The organism is Nocardia sp. NPDC052316, from assembly GCF_044547795.1.
Classification (GTDB): Bacteria; Actinomycetota; Actinomycetes; order Mycobacteriales; family Mycobacteriaceae; genus Nocardia.
On sequence record NZ_JBIUBB010000002.1, the window covers coordinates 858,054 to 876,728 of the forward strand.

Annotated in this window: 19 protein-coding genes; 5 read left to right on the forward strand and 14 right to left on the reverse strand. The window is 67.4% G+C overall.

Annotation, left to right across the window (positions count from 1 at the left end; all coding sequences use genetic code 11):
• Window positions 1-13: 13 nt before the first annotated feature.
• Window positions 14-964: a M56 family metallopeptidase gene (locus ACIHA7_RS10675; RefSeq protein ID WP_397287910.1), complete on the reverse strand. Its 951-nt coding sequence runs from the start codon at window positions 962-964 to the stop codon at window positions 14-16.
• Window positions 961-1,365 carry a BlaI/MecI/CopY family transcriptional regulator gene (locus tag ACIHA7_RS10680; RefSeq protein WP_255508360.1) on the reverse strand — a complete coding sequence of 135 codons (405 nt, stop codon included), beginning with the start codon at window positions 1,363-1,365 and terminating at the stop codon, window positions 961-963. The genes ACIHA7_RS10675 and ACIHA7_RS10680 overlap by 4 nt, the downstream gene beginning before the upstream one ends.
• A 142-nt stretch (window positions 1,366-1,507) precedes the next feature.
• On the opposite strand from ACIHA7_RS10680, the gene dinB reads away from it, so the two are divergent.
• Window positions 1,508-2,740: a DNA polymerase IV gene (dinB, locus tag ACIHA7_RS10685; protein ID WP_397287913.1), complete on the forward strand. Its 1,233-nt coding sequence runs from the start codon at window positions 1,508-1,510 to the stop codon at window positions 2,738-2,740.
• Between the two features lie 111 nt (window positions 2,741-2,851).
• Here the strand turns inward: dinB and ACIHA7_RS10690 are convergent, their stop codons facing one another.
• The 7 genes from ACIHA7_RS10690 to ACIHA7_RS10720 form a co-directional block, all read right to left on the reverse strand.
• Complete coding sequence (locus tag ACIHA7_RS10690) at window positions 2,852-3,265, reverse strand: nuclear transport factor 2 family protein (RefSeq protein WP_397287915.1); 414 nt, start codon at window positions 3,263-3,265, stop codon at window positions 2,852-2,854.
• Between the two features lie 89 nt (window positions 3,266-3,354).
• Window positions 3,355-3,777 (reverse strand): Hsp20/alpha crystallin family protein, encoded by a 423-nt coding sequence (locus ACIHA7_RS10695; protein ID WP_397287917.1) that lies wholly within the window; start codon window positions 3,775-3,777, stop codon window positions 3,355-3,357.
• 47 nt (window positions 3,778-3,824) lie between these two features.
• Complete coding sequence (locus ACIHA7_RS10700; protein ID WP_397287919.1) at window positions 3,825-4,703, reverse strand: phosphoribulokinase; 879 nt, start codon at window positions 4,701-4,703, stop codon at window positions 3,825-3,827.
• 30 nt (window positions 4,704-4,733) lie between these two features.
• Window positions 4,734-5,882 carry a class 1 fructose-bisphosphatase gene (locus ACIHA7_RS10705; protein WP_397287921.1) on the reverse strand — a complete coding sequence of 383 codons (1,149 nt, stop codon included), beginning with the start codon at window positions 5,880-5,882 and terminating at the stop codon, window positions 4,734-4,736.
• Between the two features lie 16 nt (window positions 5,883-5,898).
• Window positions 5,899-6,906, reverse strand: coding sequence for an AAA family ATPase (locus tag ACIHA7_RS10710; protein WP_397287923.1), 1,008 nt, complete (start codon window positions 6,904-6,906; stop codon window positions 5,899-5,901).
• Entirely contained in the window at window positions 6,896-7,318 is a 423-nt protein-coding gene (locus tag ACIHA7_RS10715; RefSeq protein WP_397287925.1) for a ribulose bisphosphate carboxylase small subunit, read from the reverse strand. The genes ACIHA7_RS10710 and ACIHA7_RS10715 overlap by 11 nt, the downstream gene beginning before the upstream one ends.
• A 20-nt stretch (window positions 7,319-7,338) precedes the next feature.
• Window positions 7,339-8,781 (reverse strand): form I ribulose bisphosphate carboxylase large subunit, encoded by a 1,443-nt coding sequence (locus ACIHA7_RS10720; RefSeq protein WP_397287927.1) that lies wholly within the window; start codon window positions 8,779-8,781, stop codon window positions 7,339-7,341.
• A gap of 365 nt (window positions 8,782-9,146) precedes the next feature.
• Here ACIHA7_RS10720 and ACIHA7_RS10725 point away from each other — a divergent pair, with 365 nt between their 5' ends.
• Complete coding sequence (locus ACIHA7_RS10725) at window positions 9,147-10,016, forward strand: LysR family transcriptional regulator (RefSeq protein WP_397287929.1); 870 nt, start codon at window positions 9,147-9,149, stop codon at window positions 10,014-10,016.
• A gap of 88 nt (window positions 10,017-10,104) precedes the next feature.
• A complete protein-coding gene (locus ACIHA7_RS10730; protein WP_397287931.1) occupies window positions 10,105-10,962 on the forward strand; it encodes a class I SAM-dependent methyltransferase in 858 nt (285 codons plus the stop codon).
• A gap of 4 nt (window positions 10,963-10,966) precedes the next feature.
• Here the strand turns inward: ACIHA7_RS10730 and ACIHA7_RS10735 are convergent, their stop codons facing one another.
• Window positions 10,967-11,836 carry an NAD(P)-dependent oxidoreductase gene (locus tag ACIHA7_RS10735; protein ID WP_397287933.1) on the reverse strand — a complete coding sequence of 290 codons (870 nt, stop codon included), beginning with the start codon at window positions 11,834-11,836 and terminating at the stop codon, window positions 10,967-10,969.
• A gap of 49 nt (window positions 11,837-11,885) precedes the next feature.
• On the opposite strand from ACIHA7_RS10735, the gene ACIHA7_RS10740 reads away from it, so the two are divergent.
• On the forward strand, window positions 11,886-12,293 hold the full coding sequence (locus ACIHA7_RS10740) for a MerR family transcriptional regulator (protein ID WP_397287935.1): 408 nt from the start codon (window positions 11,886-11,888) through the stop codon (window positions 12,291-12,293).
• Between the two features lie 190 nt (window positions 12,294-12,483).
• On the opposite strand, the gene ACIHA7_RS10745 is transcribed toward ACIHA7_RS10740, so the two are convergent.
• From ACIHA7_RS10745 to ACIHA7_RS10760, 4 genes are all read right to left on the reverse strand, one after another.
• Window positions 12,484-13,590, reverse strand: a complete 1,107-nt coding sequence (locus tag ACIHA7_RS10745) for a chitinase (protein ID WP_397287937.1) — start codon at window positions 13,588-13,590, stop codon at window positions 12,484-12,486.
• Window positions 13,591-13,902: 312 nt separating this feature from the next.
• The gene (locus ACIHA7_RS10750; protein ID WP_397287939.1) at window positions 13,903-15,882 is read right to left on the reverse strand and encodes an FHA domain-containing protein; all 1,980 of its coding nucleotides are present in this window, start codon (window positions 15,880-15,882) and stop codon (window positions 13,903-13,905) included.
• Window positions 15,879-16,322: a hypothetical protein gene (locus ACIHA7_RS10755; RefSeq protein ID WP_397287941.1), complete on the reverse strand. Its 444-nt coding sequence runs from the start codon at window positions 16,320-16,322 to the stop codon at window positions 15,879-15,881. The genes ACIHA7_RS10750 and ACIHA7_RS10755 overlap by 4 nt, the downstream gene beginning before the upstream one ends.
• Window positions 16,322-17,863 carry a hypothetical protein gene (locus tag ACIHA7_RS10760; protein WP_397287943.1) on the reverse strand — a complete coding sequence of 514 codons (1,542 nt, stop codon included), beginning with the start codon at window positions 17,861-17,863 and terminating at the stop codon, window positions 16,322-16,324. The genes ACIHA7_RS10755 and ACIHA7_RS10760 overlap by 1 nt, the downstream gene beginning before the upstream one ends.
• A gap of 194 nt (window positions 17,864-18,057) precedes the next feature.
• Here ACIHA7_RS10760 and ACIHA7_RS10765 point away from each other — a divergent pair, with 194 nt between their 5' ends.
• Window positions 18,058-18,453, forward strand: a complete 396-nt coding sequence (locus ACIHA7_RS10765; protein WP_397287945.1) for a hypothetical protein — start codon at window positions 18,058-18,060, stop codon at window positions 18,451-18,453.
• Window positions 18,454-18,675: the final 222 nt, after the last annotated feature.

Sequence of the window (18,675 nt, forward strand, 5' to 3'; positions counted from 1 at the left end):
ACTCCTTCGATCTTCAGCCCAACACGGCGCTGCAGAAGGCTACCGTGGCCGCGGCGAACGCCAAGCCGGTCACCGTTGTCGCGATCACGCCGAGCAGCGCGGTGCGGGTGGTCGCGCGCCGAATCGGGCTCACCGGATCGACCAGGCGCTCGGCCCTGGCCAGCACCGCGGTGCCCGCGGCGGCCAGCGCGCCCGAGGGCACCGGCCCGGAGACGCCGAGGATCACCAGCAGCCCGCCGAGCAGCGGTGCCGAACCGTGCGTGCGCGCCGCCTTGTCGTCGGCGCACATCTCCAGCAGCCGGGCGATCTCGGCGGCGCCCGCGGTGACCAGCCGCAGGCCCGGCAGCGTGGTGGCGATCGCACGCAGTACCGCGGTCAGCGGCGCGTGCCTGCCTGCGAGATGCGCGTGTTCGTGGGCCAGGACCGCGGCGAGCTGATCGGGCGCCAATGCCGCGAGCGCGGCGCTGGTGACGACGACGGTGTCGGGCCGGCCAGGCACGCAATAGGCTTGGCGCTCCGGCGAATCCAGCACCAGCGCGGCCACTCCGGGCACCCGGCGCCCGACCAGCCGCAGCGCTTTCGCGTGTTCGCGCGTGCGCTTGCGCATCTCGCGCACCACCGTGACCGCTCGGGCCACCACCGCGATGGTGCAGGCGGCGACCAACGCGCCGACCGCGAACGTGGCGGCCTTGGTCGCGCCGGTGCCGTCCTCGTGGATCGGGGTCCACATGATCGCGAAGCAGGCGCGCAGCGCGTCGTGCGGATGTCCCCAGTAGGTGGCGAACTCGACGGTGAGCATGGTCGCCGCCGCGGCCCACGAGCCGAGCGCGCCCACGATCGCAACGACCCAGGCGATGATGCCCAGCCGCGGCGCGTTGCCGCGCCGGGTCAGCCTGCGCAGCACCGGCGGACCGAGCGTGGCGACCGTGCTGCCGTAGAGCATCAGGGCGATCGCCAAGGTCATGGCGCGGCGCTCTCGGTGCCCGGCGGCGCGTCCGGGGTCTTGCGGGTGGTGAGCCTGCGTAGCGCGGCGCGCAGCCCGGCCGACTCCTCGGCGCTGATCCGGTCCACGAAATGGCTGAGCACCAGATCGGAGCGCCCGCCCGCGCCGAGCGCCTCGAGCATGAGTCGGGCGCTGTGCTCCTCGCGGGTCAGCGTCGGCCAGTACCGGTAGGCCTTGCCCGCGCGCTCGCGCGCCAGCCAGCCCTTGCGGTGCAGGTTGTCCATGGTGGACATGACGGTGGTGTAGGCGATGTCGCGCTGCGCGGACAACTCGTCGAATATCTCGCGCACCGTGGTGTCCTCTGCGTCCCGATCCCAGATACGGTCCATGATCACCGCCTCCAGGTCTCCAAATCCGCGCACCGTACCGACTCCCTCATCCAAAACGTGCCGTGCCGTCGGGCCAGCGTACCGGTTCGTCCGAATTGCTACGTAGTCAAACCGTAGATTGCGCGCGTTCGACTCGAGCAGCCGGGTTCCGGATGTCGGTGGGCTATGCGAACATATGTTCGTGCCCGACGTACCCGCCTCCCGCCCGCGAATAGTGGCGCGGGCCGAGTCGTCGATCCTGCACGCCGATCTCGATTCGTTCTACGCGTCCGTCGAGCAGCGCGATAATCCGCGATTGCGCGGCAAGCCGGTCATCGTCGGCGGCGGGGTGGTGCTCGCGGCCAGCTACGAGGCGAAGGCGTTCGGGGTGCGCACACCGATGAACGGCGGGCAGGCGCGGCGGTTGTGCCCGCACGCGATCGTGGTGCCGCCGCGCATGTCGGCCTACGCGGCGGCGAGCAAGGCGGTGTTCGAGGTCTTCCACGACACCACACCCGTGGTCGAGGGCATCTCGATCGACGAGGCATTTCTCGATGTCGGCGGCCTGCGCCGGATCGCGGGTGCGCCGATCGATATCGCCGAACGGTTACGCGCGCGGGTGCGCGACGAGGTCGGGCTGCCGATCTCGGTGGGTATCGCCCGCACCAAATTCCTGGCCAAGGTCGCCAGCGCCGTCGCCAAACCCGACGGCCTGCGTTTCGTGCCACCCGACGGCGAGCTCGAATTCCTGCACCCGCTGCCGATCGAAAGACTCTGGGGCGTCGGCGAAGTCACCGCCCGCACCCTGCACGAGCACAACATCACCCGGGTCGGCCAGCTCGCCGACCTCGGCGAGAGCCCGCTGCGCGCCATCCTGGGCCCCGCCGCCGCCCGCCACCTCTACGCCCTGTCCTGGGCCCGCGACCCACGCCGCGTCGAGACCGGCGTCCGCCGCCGATCCATCGGCGCCCAGCGGGCCCTCGGCCGCGCACCCCATCCACCCGACGAGATCGAAGCCTATTTGCACGGCCTTACCGACCGCCTCGGCCGCCGTCTGCGCGCCGCGGACCGCATCTGCCGAACCGTGGTGCTACGCATGCGCTTCGACGATTTCGCCCGCGCCACCCGCTCGCACACCCTGCCCGAAGCCACCGACCACACCGACACCCTCTTACAAGCCGCCCGGTCCCTGCTGTCCGCTGCCATGCCGACGATCGAGGAACGCGGCCTCACCCTGATCGGCCTGTCCCTCACCAACCTCACCGACGCCGACCCGTTCCAACTCCCCCTCCCCTTCGACCCCCGCGCCACCAACACCCTCGACGCCACCCTCGACGACCTGCGCCACCGCTTCGGCTCCACCGCCATCACCCGCGCCGCACTGCTGCGCCGCGGCGAAGGGCTGTCGGTCCCCCTGCTGCCCGACTGAGTGGATCCCTACGGCGCACCGGCCGGGCGGTCTCCTCGAGACCGCCCGGCCGGTGCGCCGGCTAGTTCGCGAAGCCGGTCGGCAGCTCCGAGCGGCGATCGCGTATCGCGCCTACGAGGCGGACCGGGCCTGGGTGGCGGCCAGGGCTTCCTCTTGGATGCGGGGGAATTGGGCGGCCATCGCCTCGGCCATGGCCTGCGCGGCCGAGAGCGGGCGGATCATGACGGTGAGGCTGTCGATCAGACCGTCGTCGTCGTAGTGCAGGAAGTCGCAGCCGTTCACGGTTTTGCCGTTGACGGTCGCTTCGAAGAGCAGGGCGTGGTCGCGACCATTGGGGTCGGCGATCTCGCGCACGTAGCGGAAGTCCTCGAAGACGCGCAGCACCCCGCGCAGGATGGCGGCGGTGATCGCCTTACCCGGGTACGGCTTGAACGCCACCGGGCTGGTGAACACCACGTTCTCGGCGAGCGACGCCTCGAGCGCATCGGCATCCCTGGCCTCGACGGCTTCACGGAACGTAGTCATCCCTGCACCTCGCATATGCAACTCGTTGAATAGGGTTGATCGAGGATAACCCAGGACCGGCACCGCGCGACGAATACGGGTCGCGCGACCTACTCCATCTTCACCGGGATCCGCCGCGCGGAACTGGCGGACTCGTTCATCCGGATGCGCACGGTGAGGATCCCGTTGGCATAGGTCGCCGCGATGTCGTCGTCGCGGGCTCCGGCGGGCAGCGCGACGGTGCGCGTGAGTGACCCGTAGCGGAACTCCGAGTACCCACCGACCGAGCGCTCCTCGCTGCGTTCGGCTTTGATCGTCAAACGCCCGTCCTGCACGGTGACGTCGAGGTCGCGGTCCGGATCGATCCCGGGTATCTCGACGCGCACCAGGTGGTAGTTGTCCTTATCCGGTGCCTGTTCTACCCGCAGATCACCGCCCGAGCCGGACCCGACGAACGGCACGATCTTGCGCAGGAAATCGCCGACGCCGGCGAGGGGCGAGCGGGACTGCTGTGACTGAGGAAGCTGACTCATCATTTCCTCCTGAAGTCGGCTGCTGACCCCGCCAATTTTATCGCCGTTCAGCGAGATCGTTTGGGGCGCTTGTCCATCAACCGCAAAATCAACGGCGTGAAGATGAGCTGCATGGCCAGGTCCATCTTCCCGCCGGGCACCACGATGCAGTTCGGGCGCGACATGAACGAGTCGTGCAGCATCGACAGCAGGTAGGGGAAGTCGATCACCTTCGGGTCGGCGAAGCGGATGACGACGAAGCTCTCGTCGGCGGTCGGGATGCTGCGGGCAATGAACGGGTTGGAGGTGTCCACGGTCGGGACGCGCTGGAAGTTGACGTAGGTGTGGGAGAACTGCGGGCAGATGTACTTCACGTAGTCGGGCATGCGGCGCAGGATCGTGTCGATCACCGCCTCGCTGGAGTAACCCCGCTCGGTCTTGTCCCGGATCACCTTCTGGATCCATTCGAGGTTCACGATCGGCACCACACCGACCAGCAGATCCGCGTACTGCGCGACATTCACGGTGTCGGTGACGGCGGCACCGTGCAGCCCCTCGTAGAACAGCAGATCGCTGCCCGGTGCCAGATCCTCCCACGGTGTGAACGTCCCCGCGGGCTGCCCGTACGGCTTGGCCTCGGAATCGTCGTGCAGATACTTGCGGACCGAACCGACCCCGGTCGCACCGTAATCGCGGAACAACCGCTCCAGTTCCTTGAGCAGATTCGCGTCCTCCCCGAAATGCGAGAAGGTGAGATCGCGATGCTGTTCGGCCTCGGCCATCGCCAGCTTCATCTCGTTGCGGTCGTAGCGATGGAACGAATCACCCTCCACGATGACGGCATTGATGCCTTCTCTGCGGAATATCTCCTGAAAGGTTCGCGTGACGCTGGTCGTTCCCGCACCGGATGACCCGGTGATCGCGACGACGGGATGCTTGACCGACATGGCACCTCCTCGATTGCCGGACAACAGATTTCAGTGCGGTGCGGGCCGGAACAGCGAGCGCGTCCCGAACAACGAGCTGTCGAACACGTGCCCCTCGTCGGGCTCGCTGTGATAGCGCTCGATCCGCTCGACCTCGTTGCGCGACCCGAAGATCAGCGGCACCCGGTGATGCACCTGCTCCGGTGGCACCTCGAGCACCCGCTCGCCGCCCGTGGTCGCCCACCCACCGGCCTGTTCGACGATGAACGCGATCGGATTGGCGCCGTAGAGCAACGACACCCGGCCGGGCCGCGCGGGCGGGCGAGTGTCGTACGGGTACAGATAGACCCCGCCCCTGGTCAGAATGTGGAAGGTGTCCGCGACCAGCGACGCCACCCAGCGCATATTGAAATCGCGCCCGCGCGGACCCTCCACACCGTCGAGGCACTCGTGCACATATCGGCGCACCGGCCGCTCCCAGAACCGCTCGTTGGCGGCGTTGATCGCGAACCCGGAGGTGTCCTCGGGGATGCGCATCCGCGGATGGGTGAGCACGAACGCGCCGATCTCCCGGTCCAGGGTGAAACCGTCGACACCGCGCCCGGTGGTGATCACCAGCATGGTCGCGGGCCCGTAGAGCGTGAACCCGGCGCACACCTGGCGCACACCCGGTTGCAGGAAGTCGTCGGCGGTGGGTGCGCCGTTGTCCCGGTCCGGGGACCGCAGCACGCTGAAAATCGTTCCGACGGGCAGATTCACGTCGAGATTGGACGACCCGTCCAGCGGGTCGAAGGCCAGCAGATACTTGCCGCGCCGATGCTCGTCGGGCACCGGATGAATGGCCGGCATCTGTTCGGACAGCAGCGCCGCCAGGTGCCCCGTCCACTGGGTTTCGGCAACCATGATGTCGTTGGCGATGGCATCGAGTTTGCGGTGCGCCGTCGGCGGCAGATCGTCCGGCTCGCCCACCCCGTCGGCTACGCCTTCTGCCGTCCCCCAGTGCTCACCCACCCCGTCGGCTGCACCTCCTGCCGTCCCCCAGCGCGACCCGACAATAGCGCCCCTCGTCACCTGGTTGGCGATGATCTTCGTAGCGGTCGCAACGACATTCACCAACGCGGAGAACTCACCGGAGGAGCCGGGGTGCCGGTGCTCCTCCTCGATCGTGTAGCGGGTGAGCGTCTTCAGTCCCTCTGGCATGGGCGCCTCGATCTCGTCACGCTGGGGCCCGCGCGCTCGGCCCGTCCTGCGGTGCGGTGAACACGCTGCTGCCGTAGACATCCTGGTCGGTCAGCGTGATCAGCTCGGACTTGCGCAGCGGCCTGCGCAGCTCCACCAGCCGTTTGGCCTGGCGCAACCGGCAGCGATCCAGCGCGTTGCGCACGCTGCGGGCGTTCGAGAACCGGGGGCGGGTCATGCGCAGCGCCAGGTACTCGGCGAAGGCGGCGTGCGCGGGCTCGTCGAAGCGGAAGTTCTCCCGCGCCACCATGAGATCGGCGATACCGAGCAGCTCCGCGTGGGTGTAGTCGGCGAACTCCAGATGATGGGCCACCCGCGAGGACAACCCGGGATTGGCGGAGAAGAACCGCTCCATCCGATCCGGGTAGCCCGCGAAGATCACCACCAGGCTGGCGCGCTCGCTCTCCATCTCCTGCAGCAGGATCTCGATGACCTCCTGCCCGTAGTCCCGCTCGTTCTCCGGCCGGAACAGGTAGTAGGCCTCGTCGATGAACAGCACCCCACCTGCCGCCTTGGCCAGCGCCTCCTTCGTCTTCGGCGCGGTGTGGCCGATGAACTGGCCGACCAGGTCGTCGCGGGTGACGGTGTGCACCTTCGGTTTCCGGATATAACCCAGCGCGTGCAGCATCTCGGCCATGCGCAGTGCGACCGTGGTCTTGCCGGTGCCCGGCCCGCCGGTGAAGCTCATGTGCATGGTGGGCCGCGACGAGCTCAGCCCGAACCGCTGCCTGGCCCGCTCGATCAGCAGCAGCGCCGCGATCTCACGCACCCGCCGCTTGACGTTGGCCAGGCCGACGAGCTCGGCGTCGAGCCTGCGCAACGTGTCCTCGACATCGTCGCCCGCGATATCGGTCGACAGATCCAGTACCGCGTCGTCGTCCAGGATCTGCGGCTCGGCCGCCGCCGCGGCGGGTTCGGCCCGCACCGGCCTGCCGTCGCCGGTGCCGGGCCGGTGCAGCCGGAAACCGTTGGCCTCAGCCGCCATACCGCTGTCCCCGGCGCTCGTCGGTGGCGTAGGAGTGCAGGCCGTACTTCTGCTGTCGATCCGGCCCCTCCAGTCGGGTGAGCAGGAAACCCGGTTCGTCGGCCGGGCGCTGCACCAGGAAACTCAGCGCCGTCGTCTGCCTGCCGAAGCGGGCGTCGTAGGCGAGCACCCGGATGTAATGGTGCGGGAAAGTCGCCCGGCAGGCATTGATCTCGGCGAGCACGCCGTCGGGCTCGTCCAGATCGAACAGCGGCAGCCCCCACATCTCCCAGTAGGCATTGCGGGGATGCGGGTCGTCGGTGTATTCGATGGACACCGGCCAACTGTTGAGCAGTGCGTAGCGCACCTGGGCGGAGATCTCCGCGTCGGTGAACTCCGGCAGGTACGAAAACGTTCCGTGACGCAGGTACATGGTGTGGGCTCCAAGGGGTTTCAGCGCGTGGCCGTCGGCACCGCGTCGGGCGCGTCGGTGGAGGTGTAGTCGAAGGTGACATCGCCCCAGGTCGCCAGCGCGACGTCGAGCGGACGGCAGATCTCGGCCGCCTTGCGCAGCACGTCGGGGCCTTCCTTCAGCAGATCGCGACCCTCGTTGCGGGCCTTGACCACCGCCTCCAACGCCACCCGGTTCGCCTCGGCGCCCGCCGCGATACCCAGCGGATGCCCGATCGTGCCGCCACCGAACTGCAGGATCACGTCATCACCGAAGAGGTCGAGCAGCTGGTGCATCTGCCCGGCGTGGATGCCGCCGGAGGCCACCGGCAGCACGCCGGGCAGGCTCGCCCACTCCTGGTCGAAGAAGATCCCGTTGCCAGGGTTGGCCGGAATGTGGTTCTCCCGCAACGTGTCATAGAAACCGCGCGTCGTCGCCGGATCGCCCTCCAGCTTGCCGACCACCGTGCCCGCGTGCAGATGGTCGACGCCGATCAGCCTGCACCACTTGGCCAGCACCCGGAAGCTCACGCCGTGCGTCTTCTGCCGGGTGAAGGTGGAATGCCCGGCCCGGTGCAGGTGCAGCAGCAACCCGTTGCGCCGAGCCCAGTGCGACATCGACTGCATCGCCGTGTATCCGACGGTGAGGTCGATCATGATGACGACGCTGCCGAGGTCCTTGGCGAACTCGGCCCGCTCGTACATGTCCTCCATCGACGCCGCGGTCACATTGAGGTAGTGGCCTTTGAGCTCGCCCGTCTCGGCCATGGCGCGATTGACGCCTTCCATGGCGAACAGGTATCGGTCCCGCCACCGCATGAACGGCTGGGAGTTGATGTTCTCGTCGTCCTTGGTGAAATCCAGGCCGCCTTTGCACGCCTCATAGATCACCCGGCCGTAATTGCGTGCCGACAGACCGAGTTTCGGCTTCACCGTGGCACCGAGCAAGGGCCGACCGTATTTGTTCAGGTACTCCCGTTCCATCACCGTGCCGTGCGGTGGCCCCTGGAAGGTCTTCACATACGCCACCGGGATCCGCATGTCCTCCAGGCGCAGTGCCAGCAGTGGTTTGAAACCGAAGACATTGCCGATCACCGAGGACGTCAGGTTGGTGATCGAGCCTTCCTCGAAGAGGTCGAGATCGTATGCGACATAAGCGAAATACTCGCCAGGCCGCCCCGGCACCTCATCGACCCGGTAGCACTTGGCCTGGTACTTCGAGTGCGCCGTCAACCGGTCGGTCCACACCACCGTCCAAGTCGCCGTGGACGATTCGCCCGCGACCGCGGCGGCGGCCTCGATCGGATCGACCCCCTGCTGCGGTGTCACCCGGAAGACGGCAAGAACATCGGTGTCCGACGGCTGATAGTCCGGCGCGTAATACCCCATCGACGCATACGATTGAACGCCCGGATCCCACCGGTCCCGCTCGGTCGCTTCGGCCATCGTTCCTCCTGGCGGTCGGTACTGCGGGACGCTCGTACCCAGGGATCGGGTTGTGCGCCTTGCGAATTCCAGGATGACGGCCGGGTAGGCAACAAACAATTTGATTGTTCCTGCGAAAGCTCAACGAAATAGTCGGGTTTCGCGCGAACCCGAAAGGGTAAGGGCGACTGCGGACGTCGGAAAACTTCCGGAACCGCCGCGAGTACCCCGGGGCGCGCACCGTCCCGGGGTACTCGAGCGCGACGCGGAAGGGGAGTCACGCGCCACGGTCGGGTTGACCTCGACGACATCGATGTTTCCACACATCACCGCCCCCGCATCGACGTCAATTCCGGTGGCACCAGAGTCACTGCTACCGTCGGCGGATGGGAGCGGTCAGTGCGGCCAGGATGGAAACATTCCTGGTGGTCGCCCGGCTCAGCAGCATCCGCCGCGCCGCGACCCAGCTGCACATCACCGAGGCCGCCGTCTCCGCCGCCGTCGCCCACATCGAGAAGCAGCTCGGCGCCAAGCTGGTCGCCAAATCCGGGCGCGGCATCGCGCTCACCGAAGCGGGCCGCATCTACGCCGAGTACTGCCGCAGCATCCTCGGCCTGATGAAGGAGGCGCACGCCGCGGTCCAGCAGGCCGAGACCGGGCGACTACGCATCGGGGTGGTGGCCACCGCGGGCGAGTACGTCCTGCTGCGCCCCTTGGCGGCGTTCCGCAACCGCTACCCCGACATCGAACTGAGCCTGTCGGTGCACCCGCGCGATGTGCTGTTCCTCGAATTGCAGCACCACGAAACAGATCTCGTCATCGCGGGCCGACCGCCACGCAACACCGGGCTGGTCATCCGCGCCCGCAGGCCGAGCCACCTCATCGTGGTCGGGGCCGCCGATCAGGACCCGCTGCGCGCCACCTGGTTGCTGCGCGGGCGCGGCTCAGGCACCCGCGACGCCACCCTCACCCTGCTCGACCAACTCGACATCGGCCCGCCGACGCTCACCCTCGGCAGCCACGGCGCGGTGCTCGCCGCCGCCCGAGCAGGGTTGGGCGTCACCTTGATCCACAGTGACGCCGTCTCCCAGGACCTCGAATCCGGGGCTCTGCGCATACTGCCCGTCACCGGCACTCCCATGGACCGCCCGTGGCACGCCATCACCACCCGCACCCCCACACCGACCACACGATTGTTCCTCACCCACATCCTGGACCCCGACGAGGTCGGCGCCGACGCCTTCCATCCCGCGTAATAGCCTCTGGCGCAGCACTTCTGGGTCGACTTGCGACGTGATGTGCACCACAAGGCCGACTGGTCGGTGCTGTGTCAAACTGAGCCGCATGGTCGGCGGACAAGCACCAATCTCGAACGTGTCGGACACCGCCCGGTGGGTGGCCGCCTACCGGGCCCGCGAAACGGCACGCCCCGACGCGCTGTTCCACGACCCGCTGGCCGACCGGCTCGCCGGACCCCAGGGCTACGCCATCGCCGACGCCGCACCGAGCATCATGCGCAACGGCTGGCCGGTGATCGCCCGCACCAAACTCATCGACGACCTCATCACCAAGTCCATCGACGAGGGCTGCGACCGCATCCTGAACCTGGCCGCCGGCTTGGACACTCGCCCCTACCGCCTCGACCTGCCCGCCGAGTTCGTCTGGGTCGAAGCCGATCTCCCCGAGATCCTCGAGGAGAAGGAGACCAGTCTCGCCGGGGAAACCCCGCACTGCGTGCTGATCCGGCGGGCCGTCGACCTCGCCGATCCCGAAGCCCGCGAGAAGTTCCTCGACGAGGCGCTCGGCGCGATCGGGCCGGTCACCACCCGCGCGAGCAAGGCGCTGGTGCTCACCGAGGGGTTGCTGTTCTACCTCGATGTCGACACGGTCACCGACCTGGTCCGTGCACTGACCAGGCCGGAGGTCGCGTGGTGGATGGCCGACACCAACCTCGGCACGCTGCGGATGCGCTCGGACTCCCTGCTGGAGAACGCGCCGATGAAGTTCGAGCCGCCGGGCGGGCTCACCTTCTTCGAAGAACTCGGCTGGCAGCCGGTGGAGGTGGAAGAACTGCTGGTGCACGCGCGCAGATACCGCCGCGCCCCGTGGTTCCTGCGCCCGTTCACCTATCTGCCCGCGCCCGATCTGCGCAAGCCGATGCGCCGCCCATGGTCCGGGGTGATCCGGTTCCGCCAGGAGTAGGCGGCTACGCGGGCTTGCTGAACTCTTCGATCAGCACCGGGTACTGCTCGCCACCGTGTCCGGCCGCGATCGCTCGGTCTGCGATGACCTTGAACAGCTTCGGCAGTTCGGCATTGACGCCGAGCGCCTCGCTCTCCTCGATCAGATGGGTCATCGCCCGCACATCGGTCGCCAACGCCGAGGTCTCCGCGGTGAACGAACCCTTGTCGATCTGTTCGGCGTAGCCAGGCAGCCAGCCGGCCACCCCGACGGCCATCTGCTGGGCGAAGGGGGCATAGGTCGCGGCATCGACACCGGCTGTGCGCAGCATCGCCGTGCCCTGCAACCACGCGTTGAGCACACTCCACATCATCGTCAGGCCCGCCACGTCGTACAACGACGCCAGCCCGTGATCGGCACCGAGGTAGGAGAGCGTGCCCAGCGCTTCCAGCGTCGACCGGTGCGCCTCGAAATCCGACTCCGGACCGCTGTGCAGAATCACCGCCTCGGCGGTCCCGATCCCCGGCGGCAGGGACATGATGGCGCCGTCCAGGTAACGGGCACCACGCTTTTCGGCCCACAGCGCCGCTTCCCTGGCCTGGGTCGAGTCACCCGAGGTCAGGTTGACCAGCATCGTGCCGTCGAGGTCGCTGGCGTCTAGCAGCTCGCGCACGGCGTCGTAGTCGGTGAGGCAGATGATCGTCAGATCGCTCGCGAGCGCCGCGTCGACCGTCGGGGCCAGGCGTGCCCCTTCTGCCACCAACTTCTCGGCCTTGGCCGTCGTACGGTTCCACACGGTCGTCCGATGTCCGGCTTTCAGGAACGCCGCCGCGAGCGCCTGCCCCATCAGCCCGAGTCCGACGACTGCCACAGATGTTTCGGTTTTCTTGTCCATGGCAGCATCATCAACGTTGATACCGGTATGAAGGTCAAGTGAGGTCGCGATGCGCATCGGTGAACTGAGTCGTCGAACGGGCGTCAACGCCCACCAACTCCGCTACTACGGTGCCCAAGGCCTCCTCGAAGCCGACCGCAACCCCAACGGCTACCGGGACTACGACGAATCCGCCGTCCTGCGCGTCAAACAGATCCGCCACCTCCTCGGCGCCGGCCTGTCCTCCGAAGACATCGCCTACCTGCTCCCCTGCGCGGTAGGCGAAAACCCCGAACTCCCCGGCTGCCCCGAACTCCTCACCGCCATGCGCGCCCGCCTCCAACGCCTGGACGACCAAATGACCAAGCTCGCCCAAGCTCGCACCGCCCTGGCCGAATACATCACCGCTGCTGAAGAATCCGGCAGCGAAACCTATCCGCCGTTCGACGGGACCGAACTGGAATGCATCCCCGCCTGAACCGTCGGCCATCCAAGCATTCCGCGGCAACCCGATGAGCGCACCGAAAGACCAGTAACGGGCGTCTTGACGCACGGTGCACTCTGATGACGCACGTTGCAGCGTCAGTCAAGAGCACACAACCGACGTCAAGTCGGCGAGGGCCGACCCGCTGGCTGTGGTGGCCAGCGGGTCGGGGGCGACGGGGTGATTACTGGGCGGAGCGGGATTGGAGGGACTTGACGTTGTTGCCGAAGGTCCAATTGCGGGAGCCGTCCCAGTTGATGGACCAGGTCATCAGGCCTTTGAGGGCGTTGCTCGAGCCGGTGCCGTAGTGGTTCCAGGCTTGGGCCACCAGGGATGGGGACATGTAGCCGCCGCCTGCGCCCGGCTGGGCGGGCAGGCCGGGGGCTTGTTTGTCGTAGGGGACGGTGATGGTGGTGCCCTGGACGGTGAGACCTTTGGCCAGGCAGTCGGTTTGGGCGATGAAGCCTTGGACGGTGCCTGCCTGGTAGGAGTCGCCCGCGCAGCCGTACATGCTGCCGTTGTAGTACTGCATGTTGAGCCACCAGAGGCGGCCGTTGTCGGCGTACTTCTTGATGATCGGCAGGTAGGCGCCCCAGATGGAGCCGTAGGTGACGCTGCCGCCGGTGACATACGCGGTTTCCGGTGCCATGGTGAGGCCGAAACCGGCGGGCATCTGGGCGAGCACGCCGTCGATGATGCGGATCAGGTTGGCTTGAGAGGCGGAGAGGGTCTTGATGTTTCCGCTGCCGACCAGACCGGTTTCCAGGTCGATGTCGATGCCGTCGAAGTTGTATCGCTTCAGGATCGGCACGATGGTCGCGATGAACCGGTCGGCGACCGCGCTGGAGCTGAGGTCGATGCCCGCGGCCGCGCCGCCGATCGACATCAGGATGGTGGCGCCCGCGGCCTTGGCTTGGCACATCTCGGCGGGGGTCGCGACCTTGACGGTCGGTTCCATGCCGTCTTCCCAGCGCGCGGTGCCATTGGATTCGATGACCGGGAACGCCGTGTTGATGACGTTGTAGCCGTGCGCGGCGATCCGGGCGTCGGTGATCGGAATCCAGCCCATGCCCGGGTGCACACCGTTGGCCGCGCCGTCCCAGCTCTCCCAATAGCCCTGCAGCACTTTGCCACTCGGCTTCGGCTTGGTCGGACAGGTGTCCGCCGGGGCCGCGGCGGCACCCGGCGCGACCGCGACCACCATGGTGCCGATCACCGCCAATAGCGCCAGCAAATATCTGAGGATTACCGAGCGTTGGCCGAGTCCACGCGAGGCATAGGTGGAGTTCATAACCAAGTAGAAACACACCCCCGCTGATCAACTCCAATGGCGACAACTGGGGAGAGGTTGCCGCATGGCAACTGGTTAGCGGGGCCGCCGGAACGGCCGCCCGAGTTGCTACGCCGGTGCTACCGACGCTGAAGTCGACGCCGCTTCCGAAAAGGCCACTGCCGCCGCCGAGACATCCTGGTGTGCAGCCGCACACTGGCTAGGTTTCCCGCCCTCCGACTCGCCGCACCGACACTCATGCGGATGTCAGAACGCGTGCGGCGATGGAGTGCGCCGACAACGTAACCGACCTCGTCGACGATGCGGGGCTGGTCAGAGCTGACCGTGCTGGGAGTCGAAAGTGGCGACGCGGCCGCCGAGCTGGATCTGGGCGCCAGGGGTCAGCTTGACCGGGTGGCCGGGGATGGCGCGGGTCCAGTCCTGATGGCCGGGCTGGCGGATATGGGTGCCGTTGGTCGAGCCGCCGTCGACGACGGTGACGTCCCAGTCGATGAGGCGAATCTCGGCGTGCGCGCGCGACATACCACCCGAGTGGTCTTCCACACGGACCGGACGGGCACCGCGGGCGACCGCCTCCGCATGCTCGGGTTCGCGGCCGAGCACGCAGTCGTTGTCGAGGACGAACGAGGTCCCGTCGTCGAGCAGCAGCAGACCGAGCGGCGGACGGATCCCGTCGGTGAGAATGCACGTCAGCTGGTCCATCCGGATACCGCAGACCGCGCAGAACGAGACCCGCGGATCGTTGAGATGATCACGCGCGCACTTGAACCCCTTGACCACGACACCGCGCGACTCGGCCACGACGCCACCGCCACGGACGCGGGGCGCCAGCGCCTCACCGGGCACCACGGTCTCTTCCAGATCGGCATCGCGGGCCGCGGGATGGTCCGGAACAAGCGGGGCGCCAAAGGGTTCCGGTCGCACAATGCCGGGCTGCGCGCCGCTGTGTGCGACATCATCCGCCTGTTCCGCGCCAACCGGCTTGGGCAGCCGCGGCGTGCTCGGCCGCGACACCCCGTCGTGCGGCCGAGCCGGGCTGACCGACGGAGAACTTCCGCTCGACTGCTCGGCGATCGGAATCTGCGTGCGCGGTGGCGTCATCGAAGAGGGCGACGCATCAGACTCGCGCGACGCCGCTGACGCGCCGTACTGCTCGGTCGCGGCATCCGCGATATCGTCCCGTTTCCGCAGATCCGGAACCTGTTGCGGCGCAACACTATGTTGCTGCTGGACACCCCTCGGTCCGGAGGCTTCAGCCTCTCGCGACACCGGCGATGTGCTGTAGTACTCCGTGCCAGCATCCGCGACATCGTCCGGCTTCCGCAGATCCGGAACCTGTTGCGGCGCAACACCATGTTCCCGCGCACCACCCGCCGACCCGGAGGCTTCACCCTCTTGTGACACCGGTGAGGTGCTGTAATACTCCGTCCCGGCATCCGCGACATCGTCCCGTTTCCACCGGTCCGGGGCTCGTGGCGGCTCGCCTTCTGGTAGCTCGGCTCGTTGGGACCCGCCGTGTCGCTGTCCAGCCTCGTCCTGCTCCTCGAACCCATGTGGCGCTTGGCGTCCGGTCGGTGTCTCGGCGCTGGGCGGCTGAACCCCGTGCGGCTCCTTGAACCCGGACCGCGGCTGCACACCGAACTGCGCCTCCGCACCGGGCGGCTGTGCAACCTCGTGGTGTTGCTCGATCCCACGTTGCGGATGCCTGCCGGCCTGCGACTCAACCCCGCGCAACGGAACCCCCTGCGCGCCAGTGAAAAGACCGCCCGCACCAAACCACAGCACCACCCCACCTCCAGGTGCCGTACCTTCCCCCAACGCGAAAACCCCTCGCTCAGGCAACCTCTCAGCCACCTGACCAACCTCATCCACGAACAACCCCACCCCGACCCCCGGCGCGGGTGTCACCACCCGGTCGACAGTGAACCCTGCCTCCCGTCCCCGCAAGGTCTCCGACCGCTCCACCCCACTCAGCACCGCCGTCACCCCGCCGTGCAGAAACACCGCGACCCCACCGTCTCCCGGCGTGATCACCCCGAACTCGACCGCTTCCTCATCCCCGTTCTCCAACCCCATCAACCAGTTGGTGGCCAACCGCGCCACCGTCCGCCCGCTGCGCCGCGGCTCGTTGGAGCTCGCCTGCCGCACGATCCCGAGCAAGGCCGTCATCGCCCGCGCCGCCACCGAATCCGCGCGCACCGCACCCGCGTCCCGGTGCGCGACCAGCACGACCACACCCCCGCTACTCGCCACCAGGTGGTGGCCGGGAAGAACCTCGATCTGCCTGCTCACACGAACCTGCCGCCCTGGAATCGCCACCGATGGAACACCACGCGCATCGGCCCGTTCACGATCAGCCAGAACACGATCCAGGTGAGGATGAACTGGATCAGGAACGCGGTCAGCGACGGACGCAGCGACTCGGGCAGCACGATGGTCGTATACCGGACGAGCACCCACATGAGCGCCCCCTCGTTGACCATGGTGAGAAAACCGAACAGCGTCGGCCAGTCCTTTTCCCAGCGGAACTGTTGCAAGAAATGGTAGAGCAACTCCCACAGCACCCCGACCAGAACGGTGCCGAGCAGGATCGATAGCGTCACCCGGTAGGCGTGCCCGAGACTCAGCGATCCGGTAGGCAGTAGCGGGGTGATGATCAGCGCGACGAAAAACCCGATCACGCTCAGCGCGAGCACCCGGGTCTGGATTCGCCCGTTCAACGTCGGCAGCATCAGATCCTCTTGTTCATGACCCAGGCCCACCACTGGCTCGTGGAGCGCAGCGGACCCATTCGCTTGCAGAACCCGAGCGCCGCAAGATCGTCCGCGATCTCCTGCGCGGCGATCTGCAGGCCGAGGAAGGTGTCCACCCCGACGAACGGCCCACCGAGCGTCGCGCTACCGGAGGCATAGATGCGCCCGGTGCCACTGCGGGTGCCGATCAGTTCGAAGGTGGTGTCCACGTCCAGCCGCCCGACTGGATTACGCCCTGCGCCGGCGTGGTCCAGCAGGTCCGCCAGCAACCGATGCTCACGGATATCGGCCTCGAGTCCGGTGCAGTCGATGATGTAATCGACCGTCGTGTCGAACGGCTGCGTCGGCGGCGGCACCGGCAGCTCCGCGGTGGGGTCCGGAATGATCGTGGCGACCACACCCTGCCGTCCGACCGCGGGTCGTGGCGCGCGCATGGTCCCGGCCATCACCTGATACCACCCCTGCTTGCGCCCGCGGCGCAACTGCTCCCGCCACAGGTGCCGGATCGGCGTGTTCGTCCCCGAGATCTCCTGATACGCGGCCGCCCGCTGCTCACCTTGCAGGGTGCGCATCTTCTGCTTGAGCTGCCCGCCCCACACCGACTTCGGATAGTTGAACCCCTGATACGCCCAGCCGTCGGCGCCCTTGCGCCGGTTGAACACATTCTTGCCGTGCGACTTGGCGACATAGGTGCGGAAAAGATGCAGGATCTGCGTGTTCAGCCGCATCCGGTCCCGGTCGTCGATGAGCCGCTGCAACACCCGGCTGGCGACGATCCCGCTACCGCGAATCAGCACGGTCCCCGGCCTGCGCTGCAACGCCTGATAGACGTGCTCGTGCGGCTCGTACGCGTTCACCACCCGGGTCGGGTCGCGATGCGTTTCCCGATACTCCTGCAGATCCGGCAGCAATTTGAGCCCTGGATACCCCACGGCCACATGCACATACGTACTGCGAAACGCCACCCGCTTGGTCGGCGTGGAACCCGCGGCCGGGGTGAGGATCGTGAAGTAACCGCCACCGTGCCGCTTGCGCACCATGCGAACCTGCCCGCGGTGCAACGAGCTCGCATAGCCGATGCGGTGGAACTCCCGCTCCATCCCGACGAACGCCTGCCCCGCCCGCGGCGTGTAGTAGTTCGCGAAGATCGGTTCCACGAACACATTCCACAGCGGTTTGATCGACTTGTCCGCGATCGCCTCGCGCACCGCGTAGGACGGGAAGCCCCACATGTTGTCCGGCTCGGACGCCGAATCACTGCGCAACCGTTCGCCGCGCGGAATCTGCGACACCCGGGTCAGGTACTCATACGACGCCCACGGATGTTCCTGCGGCCCGAGCACCGCCATCGACCGCGCGGGCACCCCGAAGATCCGTAACGTGTCATAGGTGACGAAGGAGCCGATCCCACTGCCGATCGTCACGAACGGCACGTCCACCACCGGAATCCCGGCTCTGTCCAACATTTCATCGGCCCACACGTCGGTCTCGACGAGGTCCTGGGTGAGATCTCCCCGCATTTCGGGCACTCTACCGGCCCGTTCTTACCGATAGCTTGCGATCCACCCACCCCCGGACCGGTGAGTGACACAGCGCGCGAGGCCCGCACACCGGTTGTGCCGTGCACGCGCCGAACTCCGGCGCGCGCGACGCGCGGGATCGGATCTGACCGAACTTGCCACGGCGGCCTGGCTTTCGGAAGTAGCATGCGCTCGTGGCTGACTCACTGCGGGTCCTCGTGTACAGCAACGACGCCGATACCCGGCGCCAGGTGATCCTGGCACTGGGCAAACACCCGCACCCGGAACTACCCGAGTTCGACTACCTCGAAGTGGCCACCGGCCCCGTGGTGATCGAGCACATGGACGCGGGCGGCATCGACCTGGCCATCCTCGACGGGGAATCGGCGCCGACCGGCGGGCTCGGCATCGCCAAGCAACTCAAGGACGAGATCGAGCACTGCCCACCGGTACTCGTGCTCATCGGCCGCGCCGACGACGCCTGGCTGGCCAAGTGGTCGCGCGCGGAGGGCACGGTCGCACATCCCATCGACCCGATCCGGCTCACCGAGGCGGTCGTCGGCGTGCTGCGCAACCGCTCGGCAGCCTGAGCTCGTACCCCCTTTGCCGCAGACATTCATACGGACTGCACATTAATCACCCGCTGATGGACGTGGCCGCCGGAGCCGAGCGAGTTCCGGCGCTCAGACGGCGGTAAACCGGCGCGCATCGGCACGGCAATGTCGCGAAAGCCGACCGCCCGCAAGTGTGCATCGAGTGCCGAAATCCGCACGGGCAACGCCGTTTTCGCAGCACAGACTGACCGGTCAACC